Annotated in this window: 9 protein-coding genes; 8 read left to right on the forward strand and 1 reads right to left on the reverse strand. The window is 31.3% G+C overall.

The window, feature by feature from the left end:
• The first annotated feature begins 7 nt into the window (after positions 1–7).
• Positions 8–748 (forward strand): DUF6062 family protein, encoded by a 741-nt coding sequence (locus tag B5D16_RS00660; protein WP_078765021.1) that lies wholly within the window; start codon positions 8–10, stop codon positions 746–748.
• 216 nt (positions 749–964) lie between these two features.
• On the forward strand, positions 965–3088 hold the full coding sequence (locus B5D16_RS00665; protein ID WP_207651106.1) for a glycoside hydrolase family 9 protein: 2124 nt from the start codon (positions 965–967) through the stop codon (positions 3086–3088).
• A 116-nt stretch (positions 3089–3204) separates the two neighbouring features.
• Here the strand turns inward: B5D16_RS00665 and B5D16_RS00670 are convergent, their stop codons facing one another.
• A complete protein-coding gene (locus B5D16_RS00670) occupies positions 3205–4026 on the reverse strand; it encodes a YtxH domain-containing protein (protein ID WP_078765023.1) in 822 nt (273 codons plus the stop codon).
• Positions 4027–4198: 172 nt separating this feature from the next.
• Between B5D16_RS00670 and B5D16_RS00675 the strand changes: the two genes are divergently transcribed.
• The 6 genes from B5D16_RS00675 (at position 4199) to B5D16_RS00700 (ending at position 13591) form a co-directional block, all read left to right on the forward strand.
• Positions 4199–5119: a DNA-3-methyladenine glycosylase family protein gene (locus B5D16_RS00675; protein WP_078765024.1), complete on the forward strand. Its 921-nt coding sequence runs from the start codon at positions 4199–4201 to the stop codon at positions 5117–5119.
• 124 nt (positions 5120–5243) lie between these two features.
• Complete coding sequence (locus B5D16_RS00680; protein ID WP_078765025.1) at positions 5244–5531, forward strand: co-chaperone GroES; 288 nt, start codon at positions 5244–5246, stop codon at positions 5529–5531.
• A gap of 11 nt (positions 5532–5542) precedes the next feature.
• Positions 5543–7162 carry a chaperonin GroEL gene (gene groL, locus B5D16_RS00685; protein ID WP_078765026.1) on the forward strand — a complete coding sequence of 540 codons (1620 nt, stop codon included), beginning with the start codon at positions 5543–5545 and terminating at the stop codon, positions 7160–7162.
• Positions 7163–7240: 78 nt separating this feature from the next.
• The gene (recG, locus tag B5D16_RS00690) at positions 7241–9310 is read left to right on the forward strand and encodes an ATP-dependent DNA helicase RecG (protein ID WP_078765027.1); all 2070 of its coding nucleotides are present in this window, start codon (positions 7241–7243) and stop codon (positions 9308–9310) included.
• A 115-nt stretch (positions 9311–9425) separates the two neighbouring features.
• On the forward strand, positions 9426–12401 hold the full coding sequence (locus B5D16_RS00695) for a leucine-rich repeat domain-containing protein (RefSeq protein ID WP_078765028.1): 2976 nt from the start codon (positions 9426–9428) through the stop codon (positions 12399–12401).
• Between the two features lie 158 nt (positions 12402–12559).
• Positions 12560–13591, forward strand: coding sequence for a D-alanine--D-alanine ligase family protein (locus B5D16_RS00700; protein WP_078765029.1), 1032 nt, complete (start codon positions 12560–12562; stop codon positions 13589–13591).
• Positions 13592–13608 lie beyond the last annotated feature (17 nt).

Here is a 13608-nt window from a genome sequence, read left to right on the forward strand (position 1 = left end):
TTATATTATGGGAGAAGTTTTATATACCATACCGGTAAAAGATGCATATAAAATCGACTGCGAATGCCCTATTTGTCAAATGTATAATGATATTGAGAAAAATGCTATAGAATTTACCATGGGACCAAGTTACATGGAAGATGATATAAGAGCAGTTACCGATGAAAAAGGTTTTTGTAAAGAGCATACGCAGAAGTTAATGGATGCTAATAACAGACTTGGTATGGGACTTATATTAAGAACTCATTTCGCTAAAACTAATGCTGATATTAAGAAACTAACAGCTACAGGTGGTAAGAGTGGATTATTTAAAAAGAAAGATATATCAGAACTTACTAATTATATTCATAAATTAAATAGTAGCTGTTTTGTATGCGATAAAATTGAGTTTACATTTGAAAGATATTTAAAAACTATTGTTCATCTTTGGAAGAAAGATCCTGAGTTTAGAGAAGATTTTAAAAATAGCAAGGGAATGTGTAATGAACACTATGTTAATTTATTAGAATATGCTTCGAAGAATCTTCATGGCAGTGATTTAGATTCTTTTATTGATGAGACTAATGAACTTTACATTAAAAATATGGAAAGATTATATGAAGACTTAGATTGGTTTGTTAAAAAGTTTGATTATAAGTATAAAGATGAACCATGGAAGAATGCCAGAGATTCAGTTTTTAGGGCGAATAATAAAACAGTTGGTATAATACCACCTGATTCCGAATCACCAGAAAAAAATAATAATTGATAATTTTTAATGCTTATAAAAAGAACATCAAGGTAAATCTTTGGTGTTCTTTTGATTTTTAATAAAAAATGGAAACTAAAATTTGTTAACGGTTTATTCAAAAATTATTAACATTTATATATTTGATTTATTTTAATGAAAATGATACATTTTATCTTGGACTGTTTTATATAAAACAAAAATATTTTAGACGGAGTAAAAATAATGAAAAAAGAAATGAAAAAGAAAATTTTAGCAACTGGAATATCGGTTGCACTCATCGCTTCTTTGATATCTACAAATCGTAATAGAAAAGAAGTAAAAGGTGATACACCTAATAATAATTATGTAAAAGCATTACAGGAATCTTTATATTTCTTCGATGCTAATATGTGTGGCAATGATGTAAAAGATAAGAGTGCTTTTGTATGGAGAGATAATTGTCATACAGGTGAAATCTATGTAAAATACAATGGAAAGACCATAGACTTAAGTGGTGGATATCATGATGCTGGTGACCATGTTAAATTTGGTTTACCTCAAGCTTATTCAGCAACAATACTTGGACTTTCATATCTTGAATTTGGTAATGCATATGAAAAATATGGATTAACAAAACATTATAATATGATTATGAGTAGATTCGTAGATTATTTTGAAAGATGTACAGTTCTTGGTAGTGATGGTAATGTTGAAGCTTTTTGTTATCAAGTAGGTAAGGGACAGAAAGATCACTCATACTGGGGAAAGCCTGAAGAACAAGATTCAAAACAGGGAAATAGAGTGGATCAAATTTATTTTACTTCCTCGACGAATCCAGCTACAGATATTGTTTCAGAAACTGCTGCATCATTAGCAATTTATTCTATTAATCGTAATGATGATAAGGCTTTATTCTATGCTGAAAAACTTTTTGATTACGCAAAAAATAATACTAAAAAAGTTGCAACAGATGGTCCTATAGAGAATGGTGAAGCATTTTATTCATCAGGTAGATATGCTGATGATTATTGCATGGCTGCTGTAATGCTTTATAAAGCAACAGGAAAGAGTGTCTACGCTGATGAATTTAGAAAATATAGCGGAGAATGTAATGAATGGTCATGGTTATCATGGGATGATGTGAGTGGAATTGCATTAAAATATGGAAACAAGGCTGGTTTATATTCAAATCCAAATGGTGATCCTTTGGATAATTGTTTTAATAATATGAAAAATGGATCTAAAGTTGTAAATGGATATTATAGTTTATTAAATTGGGGTAGTACTAGATATAACTGTAATATGGATGCGATGGCATTGATGACAAAAAACAATAATAATATAAATTGGGCATTAGGCCAGTTAGATATTATACTTGGAAATGATAACAGAAGTTATGTATGCGGTCATACAAAGTATACATTATATCCTCATCATAGAGCTGCTAGTGGATATAATGATGTTTCAGCAAATGGTACAACAAAACAAGCACATGTTTTAGTTGGAGGTCTTGTTGGAGGACCAGACCAAGATGGAAATTTTATTAATGATGCCAGCAAATATCAGTATAGTGAAGTAGCATTAGATTATAATGCAGGATATGTATTAGCACTTTCAGGTGCTGTGGCTGAAATGATTAATAGAAATGATGTTAATCAAACAACAGTTGATGATACTACATTATCTAATGAATTTAGAAGTAGTGTTGTTACAACATATAAATCAGAATCGGAATATGGTAGATTTCAGCAATTACAGGAAACTTCAAGTGAAGAACAGTCTTCAGAAACACCAAGTGAAGAACAGTCTTCAGAAATACCAAGTGAAGAACAGTCTTCAGAAATACCAAGTGAAGAACAGTCTTCAGAAATACCAAGTGAAGAACAGTCTTCAGAGACACCAAGTGAAGAACAGTCTTCAGAGACACCAACTGAAAAACAGACTGAAACAAAGCCTGTAACTGAACAGACTGAAACAACTTCTAACAATAATAATACAGCAGGTAACAATACAAATAATAATACAAATAATAATACAAATAATAATACAAATAGTAATACGAATAATAATGGTAATACTGATAATGAATCAAAGACTGTTGTTAAAGATAAAAAAAGAATACTTAAAAAAGGTAAAATCAAGATTAATCTTAAGAATAAAAAGAAATATAAATTATCTAAGAAAATCAAGATTAAATCTAAGTATGCTATTAAGTCTATTACTATAAATAAGAAAAAGATTAAGTTTAAGAAGAATGCTAAAAAGATTTCATTTAAACTTAAGAAATATAAAAAATTCTTAAAGAAACGTAAGTTTAATAAGATTATTATTAAAGATATCTATGGTAAAAAGATTGTTAGAAAAATAAAAATTAAATAATTAGTTTTCTATAGAGATAAAAGGTGTAGATTATTCTACACCTTTTATTTTTCAATAAAAAACATGCCACCAGTTAAAATGATGGCATGTTAGAATTATTTAATTTATATATAATATTAATTGTTAAGTGGATCATCTAATTCATCGGAAAAGAATTCATCATCAGATTCTTTAACGGAATTATCTGTTACTGTTTCACTGAAGTTTGCATTACTTTCTTTAAAAGTATCTGAAGCAGTATTAATATTATCAGATACTTCATTGAAGGATTCATTAACGCTTTCAGTTGTGTCGTTAAATGTTTCAGTAACGTCTTCTTTAATTTCAGAAGTAACATCATTAATATCTGAAGTAACTGTATTAACTTCTTCAGAAACAGTAGTAGAAGCTTCAGATATATTATCATTTAAATCATCAATAACATCTGAAACTGTTTCAGTTACATTATCCTTAACATCAGTAACTTCTGAATCGATAATATCAAACTCAGCTAAGTCTATATCCTCAGGATCATATACTTGATTTTCTTCTGAGTCAGCATTTGATTTATCTTTCATTTTTTCAGAAGCTTTTTCAAATAAATCTTTAGCTTTTGATGAAGCCTGTGAAGCAAATTCTTTAACATTCTCTTTTACTTCATCAAGTTTTCCATCTTCAACAAATTTAGTTGCTTTTTCTTTTGCAACGCTAGCAGCCTTAGTAGCTTTATCTTTTGCATCATTGGCAACTGATTTGATTTTTTCTTTATCAATATTATCAAGATTAAAATACTTTCTCTTAGTTTTTTCACCCTCGAAAAGATCATCGTCGTCATCAAAATCGTCTACGTATTGTTTTAAATCATCCTTCTCTTTTTTCTTTAAAACAGAATAAGTAGCTGCAGCTGCAGCCGAAACTAGTGTTGCTCCAATAATTAGTTTTTTTAGTTTTTTTGCCATATTCGTTCTCTCCGTTCCCCACAACATTAGTGGATATTATATTAAATATTTTATAACGAAACAGATAAAAATAAAAGACTTTACTTAAAGTTTTATGAAGTTTTTTTATTTAAACATTAAATATATGTTAGAATAATAGTATTTGAATAAATATAGATAGGAAAGGCTAATTATGAATATAATAATTAATAATGAATATATAACATTTGAAAATCTATCTGACTTTGATTTAGGGCAAACTCTTGAATGCGGTCAGTGTTTTCATTTTGAAAAAATCGATGAAGATGAGTATGCATTTGTTGCGTATGATAATTTATATGTTGGAAAGCAGAAAGAAGATAAGTTAATTGTTCAAACTTTTAGGCCAGGAGATGTAAGTCAGTTAGTTAATTATCTTGATTTAAATAGAGATTATGCAAAAATAAAGAAAGAATTGCTAAAAAGGGATAATAAACTAAAAGCAGCAATACATGAAAAAGGTGAAGTTCGAATTTTAAATCAGGAATTTAGTGAGACGTTAATGTCATTCATTATTTCGCAAAATAAACAGATTCCACATATTAAGAAAATAGTTGCAGATATTTCAAAGAAATATGGTGCTTATCTTGGCTCAGCAAATGGTTCTGATTTTTATTCATTTCCTGATATAAAAACTCTTTCTAAAATTGAGATTAATGATTATAAAGAGTTAAAAACAGGTTTTAGGGCACCTTATCTTTATGATGCTTCAGTTAAACTAAATTCATATGTTGATGAATTAAATATTGTAAATAAAGAAAGAGCAGAAATTGATAATATTATTAAGAGAGATATATTTGGTCAGTTAAATGTCAATGAAGCAAGAGAAAAGCTTAAGGAAATAAAAGGTGTTGGTGATAAGGTTGCTAATTGTGTAAATTTGTTCTCTTTATCATATAGGAATGCATTTCCAATTGATGTTTGGATTAAAAGGATAATGGAAGATATTTACTTTAAGAATGAAGTAAGTAAGGAAGAAATACAAGAGTATGCCGAAAAATTATATGGTGAATTAGGTGGATATGCCCAGCAGTATTTATTCTTTTATGGAAGGGATAAAGGACTAGGAAAATAGCATAATTATAAATATTTTTAGAATGTTATTGCAAAGTAAAATATATTGTGCTATTATATCAAATGATGAGACTAGCACTCAGAAGTAGAGAGTGCTAACAAATGTATATAAGGAGGAATTCGATATGAAACTTAGACCATTAGGAGACAGAGTTGTTTTAAAGAAGGTTGAAGCTGAGGAAGTTACAAAGTCAGGAATTGTACTTCCAGGCCAATCAAAAGAAAAGCCAGATCAGGCAGAAGTTGTTGCAGTTGGTCCTGGAACAACAGTTGATGGAAAAACTATAGAAATGAATGTAAATGTTGGAGACATTGTTATTTATTCAAAATATGCAGGTAATGAAGTTAAACTTGAAGATGATGAATACATTGTAGTTAGAATTTCAGACATACTTGCTGTTGTTGAAGGTTAAGGAGGATAGAAATGGCTAAAGAAATTTTATATGGAGAGGACGCAAGAGCAGCATTAGAAGAAGGCGTTAATGCACTTGCTGATACAGTAAAAGTTACACTTGGACCTAAAGGAAGAAACGTAGTTTTAGATAAATCATATGGTGCGCCACTTATTACAAATGATGGTGTTACTATTGCAAAAGATATTGAACTTGAAGATAGATTTGCTGACATGGGTGCTAAATTAGTTAAGGAAGTTGCAACTAAGACAAATGATGTTGCAGGTGATGGTACTACAACAGCAACAGTTCTTGCACAGGCTATTATTAATGAAGGTATGAAGAACCTTGCAGCTGGCGCTAATCCAATTATCTTAAGAAAAGGTATGAAGAAAGCTTCAGAAAAGGCCGTAGAAGCCATTACAAACATGAGCTCAGCAATTAATGGTAAAGAGCAGATCGCTAAGGTTGCTGCTATTTCAGCTGGTGATGAAGAAGTTGGTAACATGGTTGCAGATGCTATGGAAAAAGTTAGCAATGACGGTGTTATTACAATTGAAGAATCTAAGACAATGCAGACTGAACTTGATTTAGTTGAAGGTATGCAGTTTGACAGAGGTTATATTTCAGCATATATGGCAACAGACATGGATAAGATGGTTGCAGAACTTGATAATCCATATATCTTAATTACAGATAAGAAGATTTCAAATATTCAGGAGATTCTTCCAATTCTTGAGCAAATCGTTCAGGCTGGTCAGAAATTATTAATTATCGCTGAAGATGTTGAAGGTGAGGCATTAACAACACTTATTGTTAATAAACTTCGTGGTACATTCTCAGTTGTAGCTGTTAAGGCTCCAGGTTATGGTGATAGAAGAAAAGAAATGCTTAAGGATATTGCTATTCTTACAGGTGGTAAGGTTATTTCAGAAGAGGTTGGTTTAAATCTTGCTGAAACAACAATTGATGACCTTGGTAGAGCTAAATCAGTTAAGGTTATGAAAGAGAACACAATCATCGTTGATGGTGAAGGTGATAAGTCAGATATTGAAGCTAGAACAAGTCAGATTAAGATGCAGCTTGAAGAAACAACATCAGAATTTGATAAAGAAAAACTTCAGGAAAGACTTGCTAAACTTGCAGGCGGTGTTGCAGTAATCAGAGTTGGTGCTGCTACAGAAACAGAAATGAAGGAAAACAAGCTTCGTATGGAAGATGCTTTAAATGCTACAAGAGCTGCTGTAGAAGAAGGTATTATCGCAGGTGGTGGTTCAGCTTATATTCATGCAACTAAGGAAGTTGCTAAACTTGTTGATGAACTTGAAGGCGATGAAAAGACAGGTGCAAAGATTTTACTTAAAGCACTTGAAGCTCCACTTTATACAATCGCAGAGAATGCTGGTTTAGAAGGATCAGTTATTGTTAATAAAGTAAAAGAATCAGAAGTTGGTATCGGTTATGATGCTTTACATGATAAATTCGTTAATATGGTAGAGGCTGGTATCCTTGATCCAGTTAAGGTTACAAGATCTGCTCTTCAGAATGCAACATCAGTTGCAAGTACATTACTTACAACAGAATCTGTTGTTGCAGATATTAAAGAAGATGCTCCAGCAATGCCAGCAGGTGGCATGCCTGGTATGATGTAAAAAAAGAAGGCGAAAGCCTTCTTTTTTTACATCATTCTATTAGTATGTTATAATATCCTTTATTGTTGGAGGAATATTATGGATATTTTAGATATTAAAGGAATCGGCCCTAAAAAGGGAGCGTTATTTAATAAATTAGGAATATATGATACTAAAGATTTATTAACTTATTATCCAAGAGCATATGAGGAATTTAAGGCTCCAAAAAGAGTTAAGGATATTAATGTTGGAGAGAATGCCAGTGTTATATTAAAGATAAAAAAAGTATTAGATATAAAGAAAATAAGAAGTTTAGTTATAGTTTCAACTGTTGCAGTTGATGAGATGGATAATCCTATAAAACTAGTTTGGTTTAATTGTGCATTTTTAAGAAGTACATTAAAACCTGGTGAGACATATGTTTTTAAAGGAAAAGTATCCAACGATGGTGCACTTAAAAAGATTGAGCATCCTGCAATATTTGAAATATATGAATACAAAAAATTAATAAATGTTAAACAGCCTGTATATGCACTTACAAAGGGACTTGATTTAAAAACAGTTAGAAAGGCTGTTGAGGAAGCATTTGCTGTGGAAAAACTTGATTTGGAATATATGCCAGAATCTATTAGAAATAAATATGATTTGGTAGATTTAAATACTGCGCTTAAGTTAATTCATTTTCCAGCAAATGATGATGATTTGTCTAAAGGATATAAAAGACTTATATTTGATGAATTCTTTATCTTTATTATGGCTACAAGAAGGCTTAAATCATTAAATGAAGACATAGATTCAGATATGGTTATTGACGAATTTAAAGAAGTTGATAATGTGATTTCTAATCTAGAATTTACTTTAACAAATGCTCAGTTAAAAGCATGGGAAGATATTAAACGAGATTTATCATCTGGAAAAGTTATGAATAGGCTTGTTCAGGGAGATGTCGGTTGCGGTAAAACTGTTATAGCAGAACTTGCATTAATGTCTGTTGTTATGAAAGGTTATCAAGGTGCTTTAATGGCTCCAACTGAAGTTTTAGCAACACAGCATTATGAAGGATTTTCAGAACTTATTAATAAAATAGGGCTTGATATTAAACTTGAACTATTAACAGGTTCTATAACACAAGCACAAAAGAAAAAAATATATGAAAGATTAAAGAATGGTGAAATAGATATTCTTATTGGGACGCATGCTTTGTTCCAGGAAAAGGTAGAATATAAGAATCTTGCTTTGGTTATTACAGATGAACAACATAGATTTGGTGTTAAGCAAAGAGAGGCGCTTGGTAATAAAGGTGGTAAACCTCATGTTTTAGTTATGAGTGCAACACCAATTCCGAGAACACTTGCTATTATTCTTTATGGAGAGCTAAGTGTTTCGAACATTGATGAAATGCCTAGTAATAGAATTCCAATTAAGAATTGTGTTGTTGATACTAGTTACAGACCTAATGCTTATAAATTTATAAATAATCAGATAAAAGAAGGACGACAGGCGTACATTATCTGTCCTATGGTTGAAGAATCTGAAGGATTAGAACTTGAAAACGTTAAGGATTACGCTAAAAAACTAAAAGAGATTTATCCGCCAAGTGTTAACATTGACATTCTTCATGGAAAGATGAAACCAAAACAAAAAGATGAAATCATGAAAGCATTTGTTGAGGGTGAAATAAATATTTTAGTTTCTACAACGGTTGTTGAAGTAGGTGTGAATGTACCAAATGCTTCTGTTATGATGATTGAGAATGCTGAAAGATTTGGTCTTGCATCACTTCATCAGTTAAGAGGAAGAGTTGGAAGAGGAAAGTATCAGTCGTATTGCATTTTTATGAATACATCGGATAGCAAAACTGCGAAAGAAAGACTAGATATATTAAACGGGTCTAATGATGGATTTGTAATTGCAAATAAAGATCTTAAACTTAGAGGTCAGGGAGATATGTTTGGTACAAGACAAAGTGGCGAAATGTATTTTAAATTAGGGGATATAATTGAAAATTCTGATATTTTGTTGATGGCTGTAGAATTAAGCGAAGAATATATGAAAAACATTTCAAAAGTGAATAATGGTCGATTATTTGAAAATGAATTTGAAAAACAGGCATTTATGCAGAAGGTTGAAAAACAAATCAAAACCTGTATTGAAACAATTTGTTTATAATAAATATTTTGTGTCAGGTTTATCGTGCTGTATTGCAAAAAATCAAAAAAATTGTTATATTCAACTTAAACGATTAAGCGTGACAGGGATATAATTAATTTAATGGAGGTAAAGTATGAGGAAAAGTTTAAAAAAGCCACTGAGTATGATTCTTAGTGCAGCTATGGTATTTACAAGCTATAATTATAATCCAATAGATGTAAATGCTGCTGAAATTAATGGTAAGGTTGAAGTAAAAAGTTACGCAGACCTTAAGAATGTGCAAAAGGAACTAGATAGTTTTGTTACAAAGAATGCGAGTAATCTTAAAAATTGTACATTCACAATTGACATTAAAAATGACATTGTAGGTAATGACTTAGATTGGATTGGTATAAAAGTTGGACATAAAAATGCCAAAACACAATATAGTGAAATTAAGACTATGGATATGAAAGTTGTAGTTAATGGAAATGGACACACTATATCAAAATTATCTAATAAAAATCAAGAAAAATTTGAAAGGGATATATATTACTATTCATTATCTGGTACGGACCAGTCAACAGGTGTTGGGTTATTTGGTGATGTATACGCAAGTTTAGAAGCTTCTAATATTACATTTGCAAATCTTGATTTAAAGACAAGAACATCAAATTCATCTGATACTAATATTCATGACCAGGTTCAGACTGATTGGAATGCTGCATCTTTAGCTGGTAGTGTTGTTGGTAATTTCAAAGCAAGTAATATTACTATAAAGGATTCTGCTCTTGAAGGCATTGGTACATCAGGTGCTTTATGTGGTGCATATTATACAGGTAATGATACTTCAAAAACAATTGAATTGAAAAACATTAAAGTTGAAAATACAAAGGTTTCAGCTTCAACTCAGACAGGCGGAATTATAGGAGCGTTAAGTATTAGAGATGAAGGAAAACGAGGAAAGATTGAAAATTGTACAGTTGATAAATATTCAAAGATTGACGGTAGTGCAATTCTTCAGAATAAACTATCTAATGCAAAAAAAATCTTCGTTACTGAGTATAAACATGGAGAAATGTCAGGTAGTGGTGAAGGATTTGCTGGTATGAAAGTAGGAGGTATTGTCGGAGCCGCTAGTAAGGTTGACATTATTAATTGTTTAAATAACGGAGCTGTTGATGCTTTAAAACCAAATTCTGCTTTTACGGGTGGAATAGTTGGATTTGGCACAGATGTAACTATTAAAGGTTGTGCAAATACTGGAAATGTAAATGGAAATATCTGTGTTGGTGGTATTGCAGGTGAATTATTTGGTGATTCTAAAATTCTTGATAGTAAAAATTCAGGAAAAATCAAAGCTACAGAACAAGTTGCTGGTGGAATTATTGGTGAAATCTCTAGGGAAGTTGAGGTTAAAGATGTTGTTAATACAGGAAGTGTAGATGCTAAATCATATGTAGGTGGTATCACTGGTGTAAATTCAGGTACATTAACAAATGCTGATAATTCAGGCAACATTACTGGTGCTGATGTTGTAGGTGGAAATGTAGGTTACAACAGAAAAAATGGTAAATGTGATGGCTTGTCAAATGAAGGTGATGTTGTTGGCAAAGACAATGTTGGCGGTAATATTGGTTTAAATGAAGGTGAAGCTAAGAACTTAGGTAATAATAATGGCAAGGTTACTGGCAATGATAATGTTGGTGGTAATATTGGTCAGAATGATAAAACAGGTGTTGCTGATACACTTTTAAATACTGGTGATGTTACCGGACATGATAATGTAGGTGGCAACGTAGGTGATAATAAAGGAAAAGTTACAAATGTTGTAAATTCAGGTAAAGTTGATGGTAACGAAGGTGTTGGCGGTAACGTAGGTAATAACGAAAGAGAGGCTTCAGTATCTACTGCTGTTAATACTGGTGAAGCTAAAGGTAATAAGGATGTTGATAAGAATATCGGTAAAAATGATGGATATTCACATGATTTAGATAATTATCCATCTACAGATGATGGTGCAGTTATTATTGGACCTAAAGATCCAAATTATCCTGATTTACCAGAATATGATAATACACTTTTGGGTATGAAATTTAGAGTTTCTCCAAAAGGAAAAGGTGCGTTAATCTTTAAGAGTATGCAAAACGGGGAAATAACACTTTTAATCTCTCCAGTTTATGGATATAAGTTTGATAACTGGAAGGCTGATGGTACAACACCAGCCATGTCAAAGAATATTTCAGAAAGTTTTAAGATTAAAAAGGGCGCAGTTGTTGAAGCTCATTTATCAGAAGCTAAGAAAGGTGATACATTAGTTCCAGCTCTTGACGAAAGCGCTAAGACACCTAGTCCTGATTTAAATAAGGTTACATTCTATGAAGGATTAACACTTGCTGTTACTCCAGCTAAGGCAGGTAGAATTGACTTAGTATCAAAGGATAATAATAATCTTTCAATTACAGCTGTTCCACAATTAAATGCTAAATTTGTTGAATGGCAGATTAGTGGAAAAGTAAGTTTAGCAAAGGGTAGTTCAAAAGACTCTCAGACTGCAACATTTGTTTATAAGAAAGGTGATAAGGCTACAATTACTGCTGTATTCAAGTTTGGTACAGCTCCAGCGGTTGGTAAGAAAGTTAAAGATAGAAAGTATTTTTATAGAGTAACAAAGGCTGGTAGTTTTGATGGTTCAATCGTTGGTGAACTTCAGGTTATTGGTCTAAGAAGAAAATCCTTAACTCAGATTAAAATTGCTGCAAAGGGTACAATTGATGGTATTAACTATAGAGTAACATCAATTGGAGCAAATGCATTTAAGGGTAACAAGAAGGTTACATCAGTTTATGTAAGTAGATATGTTACTAAGATTGGCAATAAGGCATTTGCTAATATGAAGAAGTTAAAGAAAGTAACACTTGGATCTGGCTTAAAGAAGATTGGTAGCAATGTATTTGCTAAGGATAAGAAACTTAAAAATGTTGTAATTAAGAGTAAAAAGCTTAAGAAGATTGGAAAGAAAGCATTTGCTACAGGTAAGAAGATTACATTTAAGTTACCAAAATCAAAAAAGAATAAATATAAGAAACTCTTAATCAAAGCAAAAACACGCTCATTTAGAGTTAAATAATTAAACATTAAGGTCATGGACGAATTGTCCATGACCTTTTTTATATACTTGACAAAAATGCTTATAATGATAAGATATATAATGTATGATTAAATCAGAAATTACACAACATATTGTGTAAAAAGGCTGATAAATATTAACATAGTGAGGATAGTTTTATGAAGATAGCAGTTCTTTGCGGGGGCATAAGTACAGAGAGAGAAATATCGATAAGAACAGGTTGCATGGTTTGCAAGGCATTAAGAACAAAGGGACATAATGCAGTTTTAATAGATGTGTTCTTTGGAAATAAGAATGTTAATCTTTTTGATGAAGGAAGCAAAGAGAGTTATGACTGTGATGAAGAAGTTAAAAAGATAAGAGAGAATGATAATTTAGTTGAGGAAACTAAGAAAAATAGAAAAGCATTTTTTGGCGATAATTTAATTGAAATTTGTAAGCAGGCTGATATTGCATTTTTAGCATTACATGGTGAGAATGGTGAGAATGGTAAGGTTCAGGCTAGTTTTGATTTATTAGGAATTAAATATACAGGTTCAGGATATTTAGGAAGTGCACTTGCTATGGATAAGGGCCTTACTAAGAATATGCTTAAGTATAACGATATTCCAACACCTAATGGATACACAGTTAATAAGGCGTATGCAAAATATGAATTAGAAACTGATGAATTTACATATCCATGTGTTGTTAAGCCAACTTGTGGTGGATCAAGTGTAGGTGTATCAATAGCAAATAATGCTGATGAATATAAGAATGCATTAGAAGAAGCATTTAAATATGAAAATGAGGTTGTTGTAGAAGAATTCATTAAAGGAAGAGAATTTTCGGTTGGTATTATGGGAGATGAAGCACTTCCAATTATTGAAATCATTCCTAAAGAAGGTTTTTATGACTATGAAAATAAATATTTAGAAGGAAGAACTTTAGAAGTTTGTCCAGCTGAACTTGATAAAGAGAATACAAAGATTATGCAAGAGTGGGCATTAAAGGTTTCAAAAGTATTAAGACTTAGAGCTTATTGTAGAATTGACTTTATTCTTACAGAAGATGGTAAGCATTATTGCTTAGAAGCTAATACACTTCCAGGTATGACAGCAACAAGTCTTATTCCACAGGAAGCTGCAGCTGTTGGAATTGATTTTCCAACACTTTGTGAGAAGTTGATTGAAATCTCGTTAAATGCTTAATAAGTATTTGTTATTTT

Source organism: Eubacterium uniforme, assembly GCF_900167115.1.
Taxonomy (GTDB): domain Bacteria; phylum Bacillota; class Clostridia; order Lachnospirales; family Lachnospiraceae; genus Eubacterium_S; species Eubacterium_S uniforme.